Source organism: Microbacterium oryzae (assembly GCF_009735645.1).
In the GTDB taxonomy this organism is placed as follows: Bacteria; Actinomycetota; Actinomycetes; order Actinomycetales; family Microbacteriaceae; genus Microbacterium; species Microbacterium oryzae.
This window is the reverse complement of the sequence record NZ_CP032550.1, coordinates 2,439,465-2,459,044: the sequence shown is the minus strand read 5'-3', so window position 1 is coordinate 2,459,044 and position 19,580 is coordinate 2,439,465. Positions and strand designations below refer to the sequence as shown.

Sequence of the window (19,580 nt, the reverse complement as noted above, 5' to 3'; positions counted from 1 at the left end):
CTGCCCATTCCCGCGCATCGAATCGAGATAGCTTCAAGCATCGGGCGACGCGCGAGCGCCGCCCGACTCTGCGCCTGGCGGTGGAGTTCTGGGGGCTTCCTCGCCAGGCGCAGAGCATGGATCGCCGCGCAGCTGGCAGGGTGGAGGCATGCGCCGCATCGCCCTCGGAACCGTCGCGGCGCTGATCCTCGCCGCGGTCGCCCTCGCCCCCGTGCGCACGGCCGGCTACTGTGCGGACTCGCCCCTGTCGGGTGCGTCCTTCTGCGACATCACCACGACGTCCCTCATCGGACTGTCGACGAGCCTCTGGGCCTGGCTCGCTCTGAGCGTCGTGATCCTCGCCGTCGCCGGGTGGCTCGTGCGTCGACGGCGCAGCTGAGCTCGACGTAGGGTGCCGTCATGCGGATCACGAGCATCGAGCTGCTGCTCGACGCGAGCCTCGAGGCGGCGGTGCGAAGCGAGTGGCAGGTGCTCGCCGACGCGCGCCTCTCCAGCCTCGCCGCGCACACGTCCGCGAGCAACCGCCCGCACGTGACGCTGCTCGTGCGCGAGGAGGTGGCGCAGCGCACGTTCGCCGCGCCCGTGGCGCACCTTCCGCTCCCCCTCACGCTCGAACCGCCGTCGGTGTTCGCGCACGGCGACCGCGGCGTGCTGGTCCGGCGCGTCGTCGTCACCCCTGAGCTCGCCGACCTGCACCGCGAGGTGCATCGCGAGGCCGGGCCCGGCGACGACAAGCCGCACACGCGACCGGGCGAGTGGACGCCGCATGTGACGCTCGCGCGTCGCCTCCGTCTGGCCGATCTCGACGCGGCGACGGCCATCCTCGGAGCGGAGCTGCACGGGCAGGCCGTCGGCATGCGGCGCTGGGATGCGGGCACGCGCACGGTGACCCTGCTGGGCTGAGCGCCAGCGGATGTCAAGGGCTGGGCTGTCGAGAAGGCCTTCTGTTGGGATGGCGGCATGAGCGACACGAACAGCAACAGCGAGCACTACTCGATCCCCGACCCCGCGACGCAGCAGACCGACCGCGAGGACACCTCGGTCGTCCCCGACCTCGGCGCGGACCCCGTCGAGGAGGAGGAGAAGCGCATCGCGGGCGTCGACGACGACAGCGACCTCCCCGACCGCGTCTGAGCCGCGGTCACGCGCGCAGTTCGAGAGGAGAAGTGCGCTCGGGAGGATGAATTCCGCGCAGTTCCTCCTCCACTGCGCACTTCCCATCCCGAATGCGCGCGCTCTCAGGCCGCGAGCAGCGCCATGACCTCGTCGAGGACCTCGAACGGGGTCGTCGTGTGCGGGGAGAACCGGATGAGGTCATCCCCGATGAGCGTGGTCTGCACGCCGGCGCGGGCGAGCTCCGCGTGCCGGCGCGGCGCATCCGAGAACCGTGCGACCACGATCCCCGCGCGGTCGGCGGCCGAGGTGGGCGAGACGACCGAGACCCCCTGTTCCGCGAGTCCCTCCGTAAGGTGGCTCGCGCGGTCGGACACCTGCTCGGCCACCGCGCCCGCGCTCTCGATCCCCTCGAGCGCGGCGGTCAGCGCCGCGGCCGCGGAGGGTGCGCCGTTGGTCACCGTGAACCGCCGGGCGTCAGCGCGGCGAGGGTGCTCGTCGCCGGAGTAGATCCCCGCATCCTCCACCCCGGCCCATCCGGTGAGGAGCGGCCGGAGCCGGTCGAGCGCGCGCGGCGAGAGCGCGAGGAAGCCCGTCCCCCACCCCGCGCGCAGCCACTTCTGGCCGCCGACGGCGACGACGTCGGCGACGCGCCAGTCCTGCTGCACGACGCCCATCGCCTGGATGGCGTCCACGACGAGCAGGCGATCGCCGATGACGTCCCTCACCGCATCGAGATCCACCCGGTATCCCGTCCGGAAGCTCACCGCGCTCACCGCCACCGCGACGGTGTCGGCGGTGAGGGCGGCGGCGACGTCGTCCGGCGACATGGGCCGCTCGGGCAGCGCCGGTTCCACCACCTCCACCTCGAGCCGGCCCGCCTCGGCCGCGCGCCACCAGGGGTAGAGGTTCGCCGGGAACTCCGCCCGCGAGACGAGGACGCGTCCCGACGGCACGGCGAAGGCGGCGTGCAGCAGCCCGGTGGAGGTGTTCGGCATCAGCGCGATGCCCTCGGCTGCGAAGCCGGTGACGCGCGAGACGGCGGCGATCGCCCGCTCGTCCTCCCGGTGCAGCTCGGCCGCCGGCACGCCCGCCGCCGCGCGCTCGTCGACCCGATGCGCGGCGTCGAGCACCGCTCGTGTCGGCGGACCGAAGCTCGCGAAGTTGAGGTACCGCTCCGTCATCGGAGCTGCGCGACCCCGTCGACGCGGCGTGGCAGACCGAGCGGGTTCGCCTCCTGCAGCGCCGGGGGGAGCAGCGCGTCGGGCACGTTCTGGTACGCGACCGGTCGCAGGAACCGGCTCATCGCCGCCGTGCCGACCGAGGTCGTGCCGACCGCCGTCGTGGCAGGATACGGACCGCCGTGCTGCTGGGCCCAGGTCACCGAGACACCGGTGGGCCACTGGTTCCACAGCACGCGCCCGGCCTTCTCCGCGAGGAGCGGAATCAGCTCCCGCGCCGTCTCGTCGTCCTCCTGGGCGACGATCGTCGCGGTCAGCTGGCCGTCGAGGCATCGGGCGATCTCCAGCATCTCGCTCTCGTCCTCGTAGGTCACCACGAGCGCGGCCGGCCCGAACATCTCCGACACCAGCCCGTCGGCATCGGCGAGGACGGTGGCCGCGGTGGTCTGCAGCAGCGTCGGCGCCGGGTCGCCGGCACCGGACACGAGGGGCGTCACGCCGTCGCGCCCGCTGATGTCGGCGAACGACGACGCGAAGCCGGAGGCGATGGCGTCGTTGAGCAGCGGCGAGCCGTCGGGCACCGAGACCTGCGTGAGACGCTCCACCACGGCCGAGCCCCGGGGCGCCAGCAGGACTCCGGGCTTCGTGCAGAGCTGGCCGGCGCTGCCCATGACCGAGGCGAGGAAGCCGTCGGCGATCGACTCCGCGTCGGCGTCGGCCGCATGGCGAGTGACGAAGGCGGGATTCACGCTGCCGAGCTCGCCGTAGAACGGGATGGGCTCGTCGCGCTGGTTGGCGATGTCGAACAGCGCCCGGCCACCGGCGATCGATCCCGTGAAGGACGCGGCCTTGATGGCGGGCGCACGCAGCGCGCGCACGCCCGCATCCGATCCGTAGATCGTCTGGAAGAGGCCCTCGGGAGCGCCTGCCGCGCTGAGAGCGTCGACCAGCACCCGCGTGGTGGCGGCGGAGAGCTCGGGATGGCCGGGGTGGGCCTTGAGCACGACCGCGCATCCCGCGGCGAGCGCACTCGCGGTGTCGCCCCCGGCGACCGAGAACGCGAACGGGAAGTTGCTCGCGGCGAAGACCAGCACGGGGCCGATCGGCTCGAGCTGGCGGCGCAGGTCGGGGCGCGGTGCGCCCATCGGCCACTCCGGGTCGGCGTGGTCGATGCGGGCATCGACCCAGCTGCCCTCCTCCAGCACCTCGCCGAACAGCCGCAGCTGGAACGTCGTGCGCGCGAGCTCGCCGCGGAGGCGCCCCTCGGCCAGGTGGGTCTCCCGCTGCGCGAGTGCCACCAGCTCATCCGCGTGCGCGTCCAGGGCGTCGGCGGCCGCGGCCAGGGCCCGGACGCGGTCCGCGATCGACGCGTGCTTCCACGTCGCGGAAGCCTCGGCCGCCCGTGCGACGATCGCATCGACCTCCTCGGCCGGGGTGCTGTCGGTGCTCATCGGGCGTCCTCCTTGTGCGGGGTGTTCATCAGATCGGCGATCTCGCCGAGGCGGATCGGCACGCCCACCGGGCGCTTGGCCAGGGGCTCCAGGTCGCGTTCGGTCGAGGGGATGCCGGTGCGCTCGCTCACGAGCTTCGACACCGCGAAGCCGCACACGCGTCCCTGGCACCAGCCCATGCCGGGCCGCGCGGTCACGCGCACGTCCCGGGAGTCGTCGGCGCCGAGGCACGAGACGGTGTCGCCCACCTCGGCGGCCGTCACCTCCTCGCAGCGGCAGACCAGGGTCTCCGGCCGCAGCCATCCGGACCACTCCGCCGGCACCGGGCTCGCGCGATGCATCCCGACCGCGAACCGGCGCCCACGGCCGATCCGGCGTCGCAGGCGCGTCATCTCCCGCGGGGAGGCGGGACGGCCCAGGTCCGCGGCGATCGCCCGCGCGGCGAGCTCTCCCTCGGCACACGACTGGATGGCCCCGCCGATGCCGGTGGCCTCGCCGGCGGCGAAGACGCGGGGGTCGGAGGTGCGCAGGTCGTCGTCCACGTCGACGATCAGCGATTCGTCCACGTCGACGCGCGTGCGGAGCCCCAGCCCGACGGCGAGCTCGAGCTGCGGCGTGAAGCCCCAGCCGAAGGCGACGAGGTCCACGTCGACAGAGCGCTCGCTGCCCGCGATCGCTCGGCCCCGGGCGTCCACGCGCTGCAGCACGACCTCCGAGACGCGCGATGCACCGCGCACCTCGCTCACGACCGTCCGCGTGCGGAGCGGGATGCGGTGGCGCAGGAAGGTGGCGGCGTAGCCGACGCCCTCGAGCAGCTTCCCGGGCTCCTGCACCGCGCGCAGCGGCGTCGCGGCCCACCGGGAGAGGGCGTTCGCATCGCACACGGCGACCACCTCCACACCGGCTTCGGCGAGGCCGGCGGCCACGGAGAGCAGGAACGGCCCGGTGCCGGCGACGACCGCGCGGCGTCCGGCGGTGACCTGATGCGCCTTGAGGAGGGCCTGCACGCCGCCGGCCGCCATCACGCCGGGCAGCGTCCATCCCGGAACGGGGAGCTGCCGGTCGTAGGCGCCGGTGGCGATGAGCAGCCGGCGACCGCGCACCGACCGCTCCGCGGGGCGCCACGCGTCTGCGCCGACCGCGGCCGTGGTGTGCAGCACGAGATCCTCGTCCGGCGACGCGTCCACGCGCCACACCTGACGCTCCGCGACGTGCCGGATGCGGCCATCCCGGACCGCGGCGGCGAGCCGCGCGCGCAGGTCGGTGAAGCGGTCCCAGTGGTGGTGTCCCGTGGATTCCGGCCGGTCGAAGCCGTCGCGGTGCCGCTCGTCGGGATGGCGCCAGTACTGGCCGCCGGTCTGCGCTCCCGCGTCGACGAGCGTGACCTGCAGGCCGAGGTCGGCGGCCGCCACAGCCGCCGACAGTCCGGCGGGCCCGGCGCCGACGACGACGAGGTCGGCGGTCGTCGTGGCGGTCATGCCTGCTCCCCCGGGATCGGCAGTGCGGTGTCCGGGTGCTCGCTGCGCACATCCTGCCCGTCGCAGGCGGGAGTGATGCACGCTCGCTGCACACGCTGGCCGTCGACGGTGACGAGGCAGTCGAAGCACACGCCGATGCCGCAGAACAGCCCGCGCTCGGTGTGCTCGCGACGGGTCGTCCGCCACGACACGATGCCCTGCGCCGTGAGGGCGGCGCCGACGGTCTGTCCGGGGCGGAACGGGATGGGGCGGCCGTCGAACGTCAGGGTCGCTCCGGCAGGCGCGTCTTCGGTCATGCGGCGAGCTTCCCTTCGAATCGTTCGGGTCGGAACGGCGCGAGATCGAGGTCGGTCTCCTCACCCTGGAGCGCCTGCGTGAGGAGCTTCGCGATCCCGACGGACAGCCCGATCCCGGCGCCCTCCTGGCCGGCCGAATGCCACAGACCGGGGAGGCGTGCGTCGGGGCCGATGACGGGCAGGTGGTCGGGGCAGTAGGGGCGGAAGCCCGAGTAGGTGCGCAGCAGGCGGAGGTCGGCGAGCGCGGGGAAGAGGCCGATCCCCGCCCGCGCGATGCGCGAGACGGCCTCCATCGAGAACCGCTCGTCGAAGCCGACCCGCTCGCGGCTCGCGCCGAGCAGGATGGTCCCGCTCGGGGTGCCCTCGACGACCGGCGAGACCTGCAGGCCGGCATCCGAGCTCGCCACGTCGCCGACGTAACCGGCGGAGTACACCTTGTGGTGGATCGTCACGGGCACGGGCTCGGTGACGAGCACGAAGCCCCGGCGCGGGAGCACGGGGAGATCGAGGTCCGCCAGTGCGGCGACGTCGCTCGCCCAGGCGCCCGCGCAGTTGATCACGGCGCCCGCACCGATGACGCCGTCGGGCGTCCGCACCCCGGAGACACGACCGCCGGCGGTCTCGATCGCGAGCACGGGGGTGCGGGTGAGCACTCGCGCGCCGTTCTCGCGTGCGAGCTTCAGGAGGTGATGGGTGGCGAGCACCGGCTGCACCTGGGCGTCCTCGGGGTAGAACGCGCCGCCCGCGAGCGCGGGGTTGATGTACGGCTCGAGCCGCCGCACGTCGGCGATGTCCGGCAGCAGCTCGACCTCGATGCCGAGGCCGCGCTGGTGCTCCGCGAGCGCGGTGAGGGCGGTGGCGCTGGCCTCGTTCTCCGCGACGATGATGCCGCCCTTGGACTCGAACTCCCACACCCCCGCGTGCTCGGCGAGGTCCTGCCGCCAGACGTTCTGCGCGTAGCGGGCGAGCTCGAGCTCGGGGCCGAGCTCCTTGTCGGAGACGAGGAGATTGCCCTCGCAGCGGCTGCTGGTTCCCGACGCGATGGATCCGCGCTCCACGACGACGACGCTGAGTCCTGCTGCCGCCGCGAAGCAAGCGGTGGCCGCGCCCATGATGCCCGCGCCGATGATGACGAGATCCGCGGGCTCGGCGGCGCGGATCACGAAGCGCCCACGGCCTCGCCGGCGGCTTCGCCCGCGGCGGGGTCGGACCAATCCGTGAGCACGTGCTCGATGTGCGCGTGCACGAGCTCGCGCGCGAGGGCCGCGTCGCCCTGCTCGATCGCATCCACCATGGCGTGATGCTCCCGTGCGGACGCCGCGAGGCGCCCCTGCCGGAAGAGGGCGGCGAGGCCGAACAGGCGCGTCTGCGAGCGCAGCGATGCCACGAGCTCGGTCAGCCGGTCGTTGCCCGCATGCTGCAGCAGCGCCAGATGGAAGTCGCTGTCGGCGGAGAGGTAGCTGACGAGGTCGCCCTCCTCGGCATGCCGGACGATGAGGTCGCACTGCGCGCGCAATCCGGGGAGCGCGTCCGCAGGGACGAGCGGCGTGGCGATCTCGACCGCGGGGGGCTCCAGAAGCAGGCGGATCTGCGTGACCTCGACGAGGTCCTTCTCCGCGACCTCCGTCACCTGGAAGCCGCGGTTGGGCATCGCCACCACGAGACCCTCCCGCACGAGGTCGAGCATGGCCTCGCGGATGGGCGTCGCCGAGACGCCGAACTGCTCGGCGAGGCTCGGGCCCGAGTACACCTGCCCCGGCTGCATCTCGCCGCTGATGATGGCGGAGCGGAGCGCCTTCTTCACCGTCTCCCGAATGCTCGGCTGCTTCTGCAGCCGGACGACATTGCGCGTCGCGGGTGTGGTCACGATGCCCCCTCCTCCGAGTGGCCCGACCGGTGCGGTGCGAGCCTCCTCATGATCTTCTCGGCGATGGCGAGATCCTCCCAGGACATGCCCACCCCCGCGTACACGGCGGGGCGTCCCGCTCGGCGCTCGATGCCCGCGCCGACGAGCTCGCGCAGGTTCGCCACCGGCTGCAGTCCCGCCTTCCAGCCGTCGACCGAGCGCGCCTGCAGGAGGTTGCCGCTCTCACGGAAGGCCGATGAGCGGGCCTCCACGACGAGATCGGCGGCACGCACGAGGTCGGCCCCCAGCTCACGGTGGCCGGGGCCATGGGCGCCGATCGCGGCGACGACGGCGTCCGGCGACACGTCGGCGAGGTCGAGGACCGGCTCGGAGGACGACGTCGCCGTCACGACGACGTCCGCTTCCCGCGTGGCCTCACGCGAACTCGGGCGGGCCGCGATGCCGTCGGCCGCGAGCCGGTCGGCCAGCGCCGCCGCGCGCTCGGCGTTCCGCCCGACCACGTCGACGCGGCCGACGGGGAGGATGTCGGCGAGCGTACGCACGTGCGCCTCGGCCTGCGGCCCGGTCCCCATCACGAGCAGACGGTCGATGCGCTCGCGCGCGCTCGAGGGGTGCGCGCGCAGCAGAGCGCGGATGGCGGCGGCGGTCACCGCGGGGGTGCGGAGGATGGTGAGGAACGTCCCCTCCAGGAGCGCGGCCGGCTGCAGCGTCTGCGCGTCGAAGAGGAGGTACCAGGCATGGATCTTCGGCAGCCCGCGCGCGGGATTGCCGGGCGCGACGGTGGCCACCTTCACGCCGGCGTGCGCGGGCGACTCGGCGGGCATGAGGAGGAACTCCCCCGCCTCCAGCTGGCGGAACAGGCGCGGGGTGTCGGCCTCGACGTCCTGCCCCGCGCGCAGCGCCTCCTCGATCGCGGCCACCGCGTCCGCCCGGGTGAGGGCGGACGCGATCGCCGCGGCGTCGATGACCGGAACGCTCACAGCACGAAACCGTGCGGGAACGGGTCGCTCGGATCGAGCATGTACTGCGCCGTGCCGGTCACCCAGGCGCGGCCGGTGACCGTGGGCACGACCGCCGGGACTCCGGCCACCGTCGTCTCCTCGACGAGCCGGCCCGTGAACGACGTGCCGATGAACGACTCGTTGACGAAGTCCGCACCCAGCGCGAGCTCCCCTCGCGCATGCAGCTGCGCCATCCGCGCGCTCGTCCCCGTCCCGCAGGGGGAGCGATCGAACCAGCCCGGGTAGATCGCCATGGCGTGCCGCGAGTGCTGCGCGGTCGAACCCGGTGCCTCCAGGTACACGTGATGGCACCCGCGGATGGAGGGGTCGACCGGGTGCACGGGCGCGTCGGCGGCCTCGACGGCCGCCATGATCGCGAGCCCTGCCTGCAGCAGCTCGTCCTTGTGCGCGCGGTCGAACGGGAGCCCGAGGGAGTCGAGCTTGACGATCGCATAGAAGTTGCCGCCGAAGGCGAGGTCGTATCCGACCGTGCCGTAGCCGGGCACCTCGACCGAGCGGTCGAGCCCCACCACGAACGACGGCACGTTGCGGATGGTCACGCTGTCGGCGTGCCCGTCCGTGACGGCCACCTCGGCGATGACGAGCCCCGCCGGGGTGTCGAGGCGGATGGTCGTGATCGGCTCCTCGACGGCGACCATGCCCGTCTCGACGAGCACGGTCGCGACGCCGATCGTCCCGTGCCCGCACATCGGCAGGCAGCCGGACACCTCGATGTAGAGCACGCCGTAATCCGCGTCGGGGCGCGTGGGCGGCTGCAGGATCGCACCGCTCATCGCGCTGTGCCCGCGCGGCTCGGTCATGAGGAGCGTGCGGAGGTCATCCCGGTTCGCCATGAACCACAGCCGGCGCTCCTCCATGGTCGCGCCGGGAAGGGTGCCGACTCCCCCGACGATCACACGGGTGGGCATGCCCTCCGTGTGCGAGTCCACGGCGTGGTACAGATGCCTCGTTCGCACGGTCTTCCCCCTCTCCGGTCAGCGGATCAACGGTATCCCTTGGCCAGGACGGCCTCGGTGTCGGCGATGATCTGGTCGCGGATGGCCTCGGGAAGCGGCAGGCGCGGCGGGCGCGTCGTGATGCCGACGGGCGCGACGCCCGCGACCTGCTGCGAGAGCTTGATGGCCTGGACGAACCAGGTCTTCGAGTCCCAGCGGAGCAGCGGGTGCAGGTCGCGGTAGATCTCGCGAGCGCGCGCCCACTTCTCGGGGTCGTTCGAGGTCGAGAGGTCGTACAGCTCGACGGTGGCGGCCGGGATCGCGTTCGGGTAGCCGGCGACCCAGCCGACGGCGCCGTTGATGCCGAGCTCGAGCACGACGTCGTCGGAGCCGATGGAGATGTCGAGGCCCGGAGCGAGCTCGCGGATCTCGTACGCGTGGCGGACGTCGCCCGAGAACTCCTTGACCGAGACGATGAGGCCCTCGTCGAACATGCGCGCGAGCAGGTCGGGGCGGAGGTCGACCTTGGTGTCGATCGGGTTGTTGTATGCCAGCACCGGCAGGCCGACGGCGGCGACGCGGCGGAAGTGCTCGACGACCTCGTCGTCACTCGCGCGGTACGCGTTCGGGGGCAGGAGCATGACGGCGGGAGCGCCGTTCTCCGCGGCGTGCTCGGTGAGGCGCACGCTCTCGAGGGCGCCGTACGCGCCGACGCCGGGGATGACCGCGACGCCTTCCGGGGCCGCCTCGACGGCGGTCAGGAACACCTGCTTGCGCTCGTCCTCGGTGAGGGTCTGGTACTCGCCGAGCGAGCCGTTGGGGATGATCCCCGTGACGCCGTTCGCGGTCGTGAAGCGCACGTGCTCGGCGTACGCGTCGTAGGCCACGGAGAGGTCTTCGTGGAAGGGGAGGGTGGTGGCGAGGTTGACGCCGTGCCAGGGCTTCTTCTCAGTCATAGTCGTCTTTCTGGCGGACGCTCAACGCGCGTCATCGGATGAGTACAATTGCAATGCTAGTCGGCGGGATACGTCCGTGTCTATGGCGAGATCACGCGGATCCCGCGGGTTCGAGCGCCGGGAGCACGAGCCGCTGGCGGACGCCCTCGTTCCCCGCACGGTCGGTGGCGGAGAACTCGATCACCTGCTCCCGATCGGTCAGCGTGCGGACGAACGCCTCCTGGAACGTCGCCCAGAACGTGCCCTCGCCACCCCACTGGATCCGCTCGACCCCGGACGTCTCGTCCTGCGCGATGAGGGTGATCTCGACGCTCGCGCCGAGGAACCGCACGCGCGCCTCGACGGCGGGAGCTGCGGTGTCCACCGCCAGCTCGCGGGCGGTGTACCCGGTGAGTCCGGCTGCGCTCGTGGCGCGCGCCTCGACCCGGACGACGCCCTCGGCCTCGACCGGCACGGGGCCGTCGTAGCTGCGCCACGGCTCCTCGCCGGTCCGCACCTCCACGACGAGCGGATCATGCTCGCCCTCCGACACGTCCACGGCCGTGATCGTGACGACCGGCGTCGCCGTGAACCAGCCCGACCCGGCGGGAGGTGCGTCGGTCTCGATGGTGACGTGCGGGGGAAGCGGCGCGTCGTCGAGGCCGCCCGGCAGCGTCCAGACGACATCGCCGGTCTCGCGGAGCTCCCAGCCCACTCCCGCGTCGCCGGCGGCGGCGATGCGCGCACGGCGGGTCACGCCGGAGCCGTCGATGTCCGCGGCGCCGGCACCCACGAGCACGCGCTCGAGTTCGGCGCGCGTGAGCAGGCCGTCGCGTCGAGCGGCGAGCGCGCTCTCCTGCACGCGCTCGAGGAACTCGTCGCGGGTGCGCGGAAGGGGCTCGGCCCAGACGTCGTCGAGAAGCGTCCGCCCGTCGGCACGCACGCGAGCGGGGACACCCGTCGGGGTGCTGGCGAAGGCGACCTCCGTCGCTCGCGCGCGCACATACATGTGATAGCGCGCGTCGGACCCGGTCCAGACCGGCTCGAAGCGCATCCCCGAGATCGCGAGATGGCCATCCGCCTGCAGCCGCACGCCCGCGTCCGCGGCGGAACTGCTCTCGACGCCGCGGTCGTCGAGGAGGGTGCCGTCGAGCCGGCGCAGGCCGTCGAGCGGCAGCTCGCGCGTCGTCGTCGCGTCGTCCCGCGCGACGAGCACGCTCGGCCCGAGGTGCACGCTGCGGAGCGCGGGGTCGTCGATGGCGCCCTGCGCCTGCAGGGTCATCGGCACGTCGATGTCGAGGACCTCGCCGCGGCGCCACCCACGGGTGAGGGCGACGTACGTTCCCGGCTCGCCGACGAGCACCTCCTCACCCACCCGCAGCGTGGCGGGCCCGGACGCCCAGGCGGGGATGCGCACGTGAAGCGTGAGCTCGACGGCGTCCGCCTCCGGCTCGACGCGCAGCGTGGTGCGCCCGCTCCAGGGATGGCCGCTGTCGAGCACGACGTCGACGGCCTGCTCCCACCAGGAGAGCCGGGCGGGCACGAGCAGATTGACCCACAGCTCGGGGCCGCCGTCGGCCGCGCGGAAGAAGACGGTGTCCTGGTGCTTGACGTGGTTCTCCAGGCCGGTGCCGCCGCAGCACGTGCCGATGTTGTCGAACTCGGGCAGCGCGCCGGGGTCGACCGGGAACATGTACGCGACCTCGGGGCTCGTCGTCGAGCGAGCCGCACGCCGTGAAGCGAGCACGTGGTTGAGCGACGCCCGCTCGTAGTACGCCATGTACCGCGGGTCCTCGGTGTGCAGGAAGAGCAGCCGCGCGATCTTCAGGAGGTTGTACGTCGCGCAGGTCTCGGCGTTCCGGCGCCCGATGTGGCCGGCGACCGTCTGCGGCGGGCCCCAGAGCTCGCTCTCGCCGGTGCCGCCGTGCGCGAAGACCCGGCCGGGCACGATCTGCTCCCACAGACCGATCACGGCATCGAGATACCGGCGCTCGCCGGTGATCTCGTACTCGTGCACGTATCCGATGAGCTGCGGCAGGTGCTGGTTGGCGTGCATCCCGGTGAGGACGTCGACGCCGTCCACCCCGGCGTCGATGAGCCGGTCCATGTCGAACAGCCGCGCGGTGTCGAGGAACTCGGGGATGCCGGCGACGCGGCTGAGCCGCGCGAGCGTCTCGTTCATGCCGCCGTACTCGCCCGCGATGTAGAGCGACCACATCCGCTGGATGCGGTCGTGGTCGAGCCGCCCGAGTCGCTGCGCGACCCACCGGCCCATCGCGACGACGATCTCCAGCGCGCGCTCGCTGCCGACGAGCTCATAGGCGTCGAGCAGGCCGGCCATGATCTTGTGGCACGTGTAGTACGGCGCCCAGATCTCGCCGTACGGGGCGAAGTGCTCCAGGCGCGCGAACTGCCATTCGCCGTAGGCGGCGAGGAAGCCGGGGTGGGAGAAGCGGCCCGTCGCGGCGAGCGCCTCCTGCACCTCGCCGAGACCGTCGACCATCTCCTCGACCTTGGCGCGCAGCGTCTCGTCGCGCTCGCTCGCGGCGGCCAGCGCCAGCATCGACAGGAAGTGCCCGGCGTAGTGCCCGCGCAGCAGATTCGCCGTCTGCGCACGGTCCTTCCCGGGGTAGTCGTCCTCGCCCCACGCCTGCTCGCTCGGATGGCCGAAGCCCTCCCAGGCGCCGGGCGGCTCGGCCCTGCGCGTGTCGATTCCGGCATTCGCGCGGAACACCGCGAGCAGGCGGTCGACCGGGTAGGCGCGAGCGAGCTCCAGCATGGCGTCGCGCGCACGGAGGTAGACGCTGCCCCCGCCGAGGGCGACGTCGCCGAGCGGGAACGGCTCGAGGCGCGGCGCGATATCCGTCACCGTCCGGCCATCCGCTCGCCGACCCAGAGCTCGATGCCCGCGGCGTCGATGGGGAGGGCGTCGGAGAGGACCTCCGACCCCGTCTCGGTGACGAGGATGTCGTCCTCCAGGCGCACGCCGATGCCGCGCAGCTCGGGCGGCAGGGTGAGGTCGTGCGCGTGGAAGTAGAGGCCGGGCTCCACCGTCATGACGACGCCGGGAACGAGATCCGCGCCCATGTAGTCCTCGTAGTGCGCCTGGCTGCAGTCGTGCACGTCGAGACCAAGGTGGTGCCCGATGCCGCACGCGAGGTACCGGCGGTGCTGCTGACCCTGCGGGGACAGCGCCTCGTCGACGGAGACCGGCAGCAGACCCCAGTCGTGCAGCCCCGTCGCGATGACCTCCATCGCCGCGAAATGGAAGTCGAGGTAGGGCGTGCCGGGGCGGATCTGGGCGAGCCCCGCGCGGTGGGCCTTCTCGACGAGATCGTGCACCTCGCGCTGCGTGGCGTCGAAGGAGCCGCTCGCGGGGAAGGTGCGGGTGACGTCCGCCGTGTAGAGCGAGCGCGCCTCGACGCCCATGTCGAGCAGGAGGAGCGCGTCGTCGTGCACCGGCCCGTCGCAGCGCACCCAGTGGAGGATCGGCGCGTGCGCACCGGACCCGACGATCGTGGAGTAGCCGGGTCCGTTGCCGAGGGTGCGGGCATGACGGTCGAACGTGCCCTGCAGCCAGCGCTCGCCGAGGCCCTCGGCGATCGCGCGGGGGATCTCGGCGACGGTGGCCCCGAAGCCGCTGACGGTGGCGTCGATGGCCTCGCGGAGCTGCCCGATCTCCCAGGCGTCCTTGACCATCCGCAGGTTCGACAGCGTGCGCTCGAGCTCGGTCGACGCCTCTGCACCGGGGACGACGGCGACGGCCGACCGCGCGGTGAGAGCGCCTCCCAGGCGCGCGGTCGCGGTGCCGAGGTCGGCGAGCGGGCGCACCTCGACGCCGAGGGCGTCCGCCCATTCCGGGAGTCCGGCCGACGGGCCGACCCAGAGCTCGCCGTGCAGGGCGTTCGAGAAGAACCCGGCGTCGCCCGGCCGGAAGGGCGGTGGCATGTAGAGGACCGCGTCGTGTCCGCCGTCGCGAGCCCACATCACGAGCACGGCGTCCTCGACCTGACAGGAGGTGAGCCACACGAAGCTGCTGTCGGCGCGGAAGCCGTATGCCGCGTCGTCGTTGCGGATGGGCGCGGTTCCCGCGGCGACGACGAGCGTCTGCCCCGGCAGCGCGGCGCTCAGCCGGTCGCGGTGAGCGGCGCTCGCGGCGGCCGCGCCGACGGGCAGGTCGGGACGGGTCTGGACGTCGGCCCATCCGCCGCCGATCCACTCGGTGAAGGCGGGGATGTCGGCCAGGCGCGGGTAGCGCGTGCCCGCATAGGGCGGGCGCGAGGTCGTCTCGGTCATGCTGTCTCTCCTCCGCGGTCGCGGACGATCTCCCGGAGGTGCGTGAAGGTGCGCCCCGAGCCGATGCCGTCGTGTTCGTATTCGTTGGTGACCCACCAGCCGGCGTTGCCGAGCCGGCCGAGGGTGTCGAGCTGCAGCCCCGCATCGACGTACATGTCGTCGAAGTACACGGCGGCGGCGACCGGCACCTCGTTGGCCGCGAGCCGGTCGAGGTCGTACAGAGGACCCCAGTCCGTGCGCGCGGCGAGCTCGTGCACGGCCGGTGCGAAGCCGCGCAGCACGCGGATCTCGTCGAACATCCACGGGAAGGCCATCTCGCCCGTGAACAGCAGCGGCCGCCGATCCTCGTCGAAGGCGGGGCGGCGGTCGCGCTCGGCCTGAGCGGCCCAGCCGGTGGCACCGCTCGAGGGATCGCCGTAGAGCGTCTCCTGCAGCGTCCAGAACAGCGGGTTGCCCGCGGTCGAGCTGAGCGCCATGACATCCTGCAGGAACGCGTCGGAGAACCGGCCAGGGCGCACGAACGCCTTCTCGATGAGCCAGTGCAGACGCTCGTGACCGGGCTTCATCCCCATGTCGATGCCGAGCGCCTGGAAGCGGCGGACGGTGAGGACGTCGCCGTCGGGCAGCAGCACGTCGCCCGCGGCGAGCGCGTCGGCGATCTCCGCCACCCGCCCGACGTCGTCGGGGTAGCGCCGGTAGAGCTCCGCCGTCTTCGTCGCGACGCGGTCGAACGTGCGCCGGTAGACCTCGCTCGCCCGCGGCGGCGTGCCGGGGACGCCCCCGCAGATGTAGCTCGCGGCCAGGCCCTCCGGAGCGAACGACAGGTACGTCAGCGTGATCCAGCCGCCGTAGCTCTGCGCGAGCGTCGCCCAGCGCCGGCCCTCGTACAGCTCCTGCCGCACGTGCTCGAGGTCCCGCACGATGGAGTCCGCGCGGAAGTGGGCGAGGAAGTCCGCGCCGGCGCGGCCATCCCCCCGCTCGGCCACGACGCGGGCGTCGAGCGGAGTGGATCCGCCGGTGCCCCGCTGGTCGACGAGCACGACGCGGTAGGTGTCGAGCGCCTCGGCGATCCAGCCGTCGCGCGCGAGCGGGCGCGGGTTCGCGCCGCCCGGGCCGCCCTGCAGGTAGGTGAGCAACGGCGTCTCGGGATGGTCGCGCTCGGGGTCGACGAGCTCGCGGACGAGCAGCTCGATGCTCTCGCCGTCGGGCTGGGTCCAGTCGAGGGGCACCGTCACACGCTGCTCGCGCGCGCGCATCCCGCGCAGCAGGTAAGAGGTGGTCATCGGGCTCCCTCCGCCGCGGGCACGCCGTGCGCCGCGCTCTCCTCGCGCCGCCGCTCCGCCTCGCGGCGTCGGCGGTCCCACTCGGGGTTGATCCGCGGCACAGCGCTCAGCAGCGTGCGCGTGTACTCGTGCTGCGGCGACTCGAAGATCGCGTCGCGCTCGCCGGTCTCGACGATCCGGCCCTGGCTCATCACGGCGACGCGCGTGGCGATCTGCCGGACGACGGCGAGGTCATGCGCGATGAAGAGGTAGCCGAAGCCCTCGTCGGCCTGCAGATCGCGCAGCAGGTTGATGACCTGCGCCTGCACCGACACGTCGAGCGCGGAGACGGCCTCATCGCAGATGACGAGCTTCGGGCCGACGGCCAGCGCGCGGGCGATGCCGATGCGCTGCGCCTGACCGCCGGAGAACTGCGAGGGGAGGCGGTCGGAGAAGTCGGGGTTGAGCCCCACGCGCTCCATGAGCGAGCGCGTGAACGCCCGCGCGCCGCCGGGGATCTTCCGCCCCTGGTAGACAAGGGGCGCGGTCACGAGGCGCTCGACCGAGTGCCGCGGGTTCAGCGACGAGAACGGGTCCTGGAAGATGACCTGCACCTTCCCGCGGAAGTCGTGCAGCTCGCGTCCGCGGAGCGCCGTCACATCCTGCCCCTCGAACTCGATCGTGCCGCCGTCGACCTCCATGAGGCGCGCGACCAGGCGGGCCGTCGTCGACTTGCCCGACCCGGACTCCCCCACGAGCGCCATCGTCTCGCCGCGGCGGATCTCCAGCGACACGTCATCGACGGCGCGGAACGACTTCTTCGTGCCGAGCACGGTTGCCCGGCCGGTGGCGAAGTCCTTCACGAGCCCCGTGGCGCGGCACAGCGGGGTCTCGGTCGACAGCGGAGCGGCGCTCATCGGGTTCCTCCTGTCACGGTCGGGATGGCCGTGGTCCGCAGCGTCCCGATCTCGTCGTCGATGCGCGGCACGGCATCGAGCAGCCGGCGGGTGTAGTCGGCCTGCGGATCGCTGAACACCTGCTCGGTCGTCCCCTGCTCGACCACCGCGCCCTCGCGCATGACGACGATGTCGTCGGTGACCTCGCTCACGACCGCGAGGTCGTGGGTGATGAGGATGAGGCTCGCGCCGGTGTCCTTCCGGATCTCCGACAGGAGGTCGAGGATCTGCGCCTGCACCGTGACGTCGAGTGCGGTCGTGGGCTCGTCGGCGATGATGAGGTCGGGCTCCATGCTCAGCGCCATGGCGATCATGATGCGCTGGCGCATGCCGCCGGAGAACTGGTGCGGGTAGTGGTCGATGCGCTGGGCGGCGTCGCGGATGTGCACGCGCTCGAGCGCCTCGATCGCCACGCGCCGCGCCTCCCGCCGGGACACCCCGCTGCGGTGGGAGAGGTACGCCTCGACGATCTGCGTGCCGACCTTGTAGTACGGGTTGAGCGACGACAGCGGGTCCTGGAAGATCATCGCGATCCGGTCGCCGCGCACGCCGCGCATCTCGCGCTCGGGGAGCGAGGTCAGCTCACGGCCGTCGAAGGAGATGCGGCCGGTGGCGCTGCCGCCCTTCGGCAGCAGGCCCATCACCGCGAGGCTCGTCATCGACTTGCCCGACCCCGACTCCCCCACGATGCCGAGGGCGCCACCGCGGGGCACCGAGAAGCTCAGGTTCTTCACGACGTCGGCGCGCCCCTTGGCCGTGGTGAACGAGACGGTGAGGTCGTCGACCGTGAGGAGTGGGCCCTGGTTCGTGGTCGCGGCGTTCATGCCTTCGCTCCTGTCCGGACGCGCGGGTCGATCGCGGAGTAGAGCAGATCGACGACGAGGTTGCCGACGATCACGAAGAAGGCCGACAGCAGCGTGACCGCCATGATGACGGGCTGGTCGTTGCTCGAGATCGAGTCGGCGGTGAGCTTGCCCACGCCGTTGAGGCCGAACACGGTCTCGGTGATGACCGCACCGCCGAGGAGGCCTGCGATGTCCATGCCGAAGATCGTGACGATCGGGGTGAGGGCGGGGCGCAGCGCGTGGCGCCGCCAGACGAGGCTCGGCGCCAGGCCCTTCGCCCGCGCGGTGCGCACGAAGTTCTCCTGCATCGTCTCGATGACGTTGGCGCGGGTGAGCCGCGTGTAGACCGCGGCGTATCCGATCGCGAGCACGATCCACGGCATGATGAAGTTCAAGAACCAGCGCCCCGGGTCGTCGCCGAAGCGCACGGCCTGCGGAAACGGCAGCCATCCCAGCGCGACGACGAGGACGAACTGCAGCGCGAGCGCGAGGACGTAGTTCGGGATGGACATCGAGCCGAGGGTGAGGCCGGCGAAGAAGCGGTCGAGGAAGCGCCCCTCCTTCACGGCGCTCAGCACGCCCGAGGTCACGCCGCCGAGCACCCACAGCACCGCGGCGCCGATGGCGATCGTCGCGGAGATCGGGAGGCGCTGCACGATCATGTCGCCGACGAGCTGACTGGTCTGGAACGAGTAGCCGAGGCACGGCGCGGAGCAGGCGACGTCCGCGCCGGCGACGACGAACGTGCGGCCCGCGAAGAGCCCGCCGACGTACGTGAAGAACTGCGTCCAGAACGGCTCGTCGAGTCCGAGGCTCGTCCGGATCTGGTCGATGCGGTCGGGTGTGCAGTTCTTGCCGCAGATCTGCACGGCCGGGTCCGGCGACAGCACGAAGAAGATGACGTAGGTGAACAGCGTCACCAGGAACAGCACCAGGGCCATCCCGAGCAGACGCGAGATGATCAGACGGGTCACGCGCGCACCTCTCCGCTGCCGACGATGACGCGCACCCGGTCTCCGAGCGTCGTGAACGACATCACGAGCAGGAACAGGAAGGCGCCGGGGATGACGAAGTACATCGGGTCGACCGCGTACCAGGGGGCGGCCGACGCGATCATCTGGCCCCAGCTCGGGGTGGGCGGCACGACGCCGACGCCGAGGAACGACAGGCCCGCCTCCGTTCCGACGTAGCCGGGCACGGCCAGGGTCGCCATGACGATGATGGTCGACTGCAGGTTCGGGAGGATCTCCCGGAAGATGATCTGCACGTGCGTCGCTCCGGAGGCCTTGGCGGACTCGACGAACTCGCGCTCCTTGAGGGAGAGCGTCTGCGAGCGCACGATGCGCGCGAGGTACGGCCATCCGAACAGCGAGATGACGAGCACCAGCAGCAGCACGCGGTTGTCCGCGGGGAGCGCGGAGAGGATGGCGATCATGAAGATCAGCGCGGGGAACGCCATGAGGAACTCCATGACGCGTGAGATGACGGTGTCGACGAAGCCGCCGAGGTAGCCGGCGAGCAGTCCGAAGACCACGCCGAGGATGGTCGTGAGGACCGTCGCGCTGAGTGCGACGGTGAGGGAGACGCGCGCGCCGTAGACGATGCGCGCGAAGATGTCGCGTCCGCTGCCGGGCTCCACCCCGAACCAGTGCTGTGCGCTGATGCCGCCGAGCGGGCCGACCGGGATGGCGCCGAGGTTCGGGTCGATGGCGGTCTGGTCGAACTCGTACGGTCCCCAGCCGCTGACGGCGACGATGAGCGGAGCGAAGATGGCCGCGAGGACCATGACGACGATGTAGCCCGTGGAGAGCACGGCGGGCACATCGGTGGCGAAGGCGCGGAGCAGGCGACGGCCCGGGGCCGTCGGCGACTCCGTGCGCATGTGCGCGGGGTCGCCGACGGCCGGGGTCTCAGCCTCGATTCCAGTCGAGGTGACGGTCATC

At 72.3% G+C, this 19,580-nt stretch carries 19 protein-coding genes; 3 read left to right on the top strand and 16 right to left on the bottom strand.

What is annotated here, in order from left to right; all coding sequences use genetic code 11:
* Positions 1–148 precede the first annotated feature (148 nt).
* Genes D7D94_RS11490 through D7D94_RS11480 form a run of 3 tightly spaced genes read left to right on the top strand, consistent with a single transcriptional unit; the run spans position 149 to position 1,134 of the window.
* Positions 149–379 (top strand): hypothetical protein, encoded by a 231-nt coding sequence (locus D7D94_RS11490; protein WP_156242732.1) that lies wholly within the window; start codon positions 149–151, stop codon positions 377–379.
* Positions 380–399: 20 nt separating this feature from the next.
* A complete protein-coding gene (locus D7D94_RS11485) occupies positions 400–903 on the top strand; it encodes a 2'-5' RNA ligase family protein (RefSeq protein ID WP_156242731.1) in 504 nt (167 codons plus the stop codon).
* Between the two features lie 57 nt (positions 904–960).
* A complete protein-coding gene (locus tag D7D94_RS11480; protein WP_156242730.1) occupies positions 961–1,134 on the top strand; it encodes a hypothetical protein in 174 nt (57 codons plus the stop codon).
* Between the two features lie 104 nt (positions 1,135–1,238).
* Here the strand turns inward: D7D94_RS11480 and D7D94_RS11475 are convergent, their stop codons facing one another.
* The 16 genes from D7D94_RS11475 to D7D94_RS11400 form a co-directional block, all read right to left on the bottom strand.
* A complete protein-coding gene (locus tag D7D94_RS11475) occupies positions 1,239–2,297 on the bottom strand; it encodes an aminotransferase class V-fold PLP-dependent enzyme (RefSeq protein WP_156242729.1) in 1,059 nt (352 codons plus the stop codon).
* The gene (locus D7D94_RS11470; protein ID WP_156242728.1) at positions 2,294–3,745 is read right to left on the bottom strand and encodes an aldehyde dehydrogenase (NADP(+)); all 1,452 of its coding nucleotides are present in this window, start codon (positions 3,743–3,745) and stop codon (positions 2,294–2,296) included. Before D7D94_RS11470 ends, D7D94_RS11475 begins: the two co-directional genes overlap by 4 nt.
* Entirely contained in the window at positions 3,742–5,223 is a 1,482-nt protein-coding gene (locus D7D94_RS14535) for an NAD(P)/FAD-dependent oxidoreductase (protein WP_156242727.1), read from the bottom strand. The genes D7D94_RS11470 and D7D94_RS14535 overlap by 4 nt, the downstream gene beginning before the upstream one ends.
* Positions 5,220–5,519 carry a (2Fe-2S)-binding protein gene (locus D7D94_RS11460; RefSeq protein ID WP_156242726.1) on the bottom strand — a complete coding sequence of 100 codons (300 nt, stop codon included), beginning with the start codon at positions 5,517–5,519 and terminating at the stop codon, positions 5,220–5,222. The genes D7D94_RS14535 and D7D94_RS11460 overlap by 4 nt, the downstream gene beginning before the upstream one ends.
* A complete protein-coding gene (locus D7D94_RS11455) occupies positions 5,516–6,682 on the bottom strand; it encodes an NAD(P)/FAD-dependent oxidoreductase (RefSeq protein WP_281349289.1) in 1,167 nt (388 codons plus the stop codon). Before D7D94_RS11455 ends, D7D94_RS11460 begins: the two co-directional genes overlap by 4 nt.
* Positions 6,679–7,386 carry a GntR family transcriptional regulator gene (locus D7D94_RS11450; protein WP_246171784.1) on the bottom strand — a complete coding sequence of 236 codons (708 nt, stop codon included), beginning with the start codon at positions 7,384–7,386 and terminating at the stop codon, positions 6,679–6,681. Before D7D94_RS11450 ends, D7D94_RS11455 begins: the two co-directional genes overlap by 4 nt.
* Positions 7,383–8,366 carry an ornithine cyclodeaminase family protein gene (locus tag D7D94_RS11445; protein WP_156242724.1) on the bottom strand — a complete coding sequence of 328 codons (984 nt, stop codon included), beginning with the start codon at positions 8,364–8,366 and terminating at the stop codon, positions 7,383–7,385. The genes D7D94_RS11450 and D7D94_RS11445 overlap by 4 nt, the downstream gene beginning before the upstream one ends.
* Positions 8,363–9,364, bottom strand: a complete 1,002-nt coding sequence (locus tag D7D94_RS11440) for a proline racemase family protein (protein WP_156242723.1) — start codon at positions 9,362–9,364, stop codon at positions 8,363–8,365. The genes D7D94_RS11445 and D7D94_RS11440 overlap by 4 nt, the downstream gene beginning before the upstream one ends.
* Before the next feature lie 26 nt (positions 9,365–9,390).
* On the bottom strand, positions 9,391–10,299 hold the full coding sequence (locus D7D94_RS11435) for a dihydrodipicolinate synthase family protein (RefSeq protein ID WP_156242722.1): 909 nt from the start codon (positions 10,297–10,299) through the stop codon (positions 9,391–9,393).
* A 91-nt stretch (positions 10,300–10,390) separates the two neighbouring features.
* Complete coding sequence (locus D7D94_RS11430) at positions 10,391–13,147, bottom strand: beta-L-arabinofuranosidase domain-containing protein (RefSeq protein ID WP_246171783.1); 2,757 nt, start codon at positions 13,145–13,147, stop codon at positions 10,391–10,393.
* A complete protein-coding gene (locus D7D94_RS11425) occupies positions 13,144–14,574 on the bottom strand; it encodes an aminopeptidase P family protein (RefSeq protein ID WP_156242721.1) in 1,431 nt (476 codons plus the stop codon). Before D7D94_RS11425 ends, D7D94_RS11430 begins: the two co-directional genes overlap by 4 nt.
* Positions 14,571–15,857, bottom strand: coding sequence for an alpha/beta fold hydrolase (locus D7D94_RS11420; RefSeq protein ID WP_156242720.1), 1,287 nt, complete (start codon positions 15,855–15,857; stop codon positions 14,571–14,573). Before D7D94_RS11420 ends, D7D94_RS11425 begins: the two co-directional genes overlap by 4 nt.
* Positions 15,854–16,753 (bottom strand): ATP-binding cassette domain-containing protein, encoded by a 900-nt coding sequence (locus tag D7D94_RS11415; protein WP_156242719.1) that lies wholly within the window; start codon positions 16,751–16,753, stop codon positions 15,854–15,856. Before D7D94_RS11415 ends, D7D94_RS11420 begins: the two co-directional genes overlap by 4 nt.
* A complete protein-coding gene (locus tag D7D94_RS11410; protein ID WP_156242718.1) occupies positions 16,750–17,616 on the bottom strand; it encodes an ABC transporter ATP-binding protein in 867 nt (288 codons plus the stop codon). The genes D7D94_RS11415 and D7D94_RS11410 overlap by 4 nt, the downstream gene beginning before the upstream one ends.
* Positions 17,613–18,611, bottom strand: coding sequence for an ABC transporter permease (locus D7D94_RS11405; RefSeq protein WP_246171782.1), 999 nt, complete (start codon positions 18,609–18,611; stop codon positions 17,613–17,615). The genes D7D94_RS11410 and D7D94_RS11405 overlap by 4 nt, the downstream gene beginning before the upstream one ends.
* Complete coding sequence (locus D7D94_RS11400) at positions 18,608–19,579, bottom strand: ABC transporter permease (protein WP_156242717.1); 972 nt, start codon at positions 19,577–19,579, stop codon at positions 18,608–18,610. The genes D7D94_RS11405 and D7D94_RS11400 overlap by 4 nt, the downstream gene beginning before the upstream one ends.
* Between the last annotated feature and the right edge of the window lies 1 nt (position 19,580).

Excerpts from the sequence above, each read along its gene's own strand:
- D7D94_RS11490 (WP_156242732.1), top strand. The coding sequence starts at position 149 with ATGCGCCGCATCGCCCTCGGAACCGTCGCGGCGCTGATCCTCGCCGCG.
- D7D94_RS11485 (WP_156242731.1), top strand. The coding sequence starts at position 400 with ATGCGGATCACGAGCATCGAGCTGCTGCTCGACGCGAGCCTCGAGGCG.
- D7D94_RS11480 (WP_156242730.1), top strand. The coding sequence starts at position 961 with ATGAGCGACACGAACAGCAACAGCGAGCACTACTCGATCCCCGACCCC.
- D7D94_RS11475 (WP_156242729.1), bottom strand. The coding sequence starts at position 2,297 with ATGACGGAGCGGTACCTCAACTTCGCGAGCTTCGGTCCGCCGACACGA.
- D7D94_RS11470 (WP_156242728.1), bottom strand. The coding sequence starts at position 3,745 with ATGAGCACCGACAGCACCCCGGCCGAGGAGGTCGATGCGATCGTCGCA.
- D7D94_RS14535 (WP_156242727.1), bottom strand. The coding sequence starts at position 5,223 with ATGACCGCCACGACGACCGCCGACCTCGTCGTCGTCGGCGCCGGGCCC.
- D7D94_RS11460 (WP_156242726.1), bottom strand. The coding sequence starts at position 5,519 with ATGACCGAAGACGCGCCTGCCGGAGCGACCCTGACGTTCGACGGCCGC.
- D7D94_RS11435 (WP_156242722.1), bottom strand. The coding sequence starts at position 10,299 with ATGACTGAGAAGAAGCCCTGGCACGGCGTCAACCTCGCCACCACCCTC.
- D7D94_RS11425 (WP_156242721.1), bottom strand. The coding sequence starts at position 14,574 with ATGACCGAGACGACCTCGCGCCCGCCCTATGCGGGCACGCGCTACCCG.
- D7D94_RS11420 (WP_156242720.1), bottom strand. The coding sequence starts at position 15,857 with ATGACCACCTCTTACCTGCTGCGCGGGATGCGCGCGCGCGAGCAGCGT.
- D7D94_RS11415 (WP_156242719.1), bottom strand. The coding sequence starts at position 16,753 with ATGAGCGCCGCTCCGCTGTCGACCGAGACCCCGCTGTGCCGCGCCACG.
- D7D94_RS11410 (WP_156242718.1), bottom strand. The coding sequence starts at position 17,616 with ATGAACGCCGCGACCACGAACCAGGGCCCACTCCTCACGGTCGACGAC.
- D7D94_RS11400 (WP_156242717.1), bottom strand. The coding sequence starts at position 19,579 with ATGACCGTCACCTCGACTGGAATCGAGGCTGAGACCCCGGCCGTCGGC.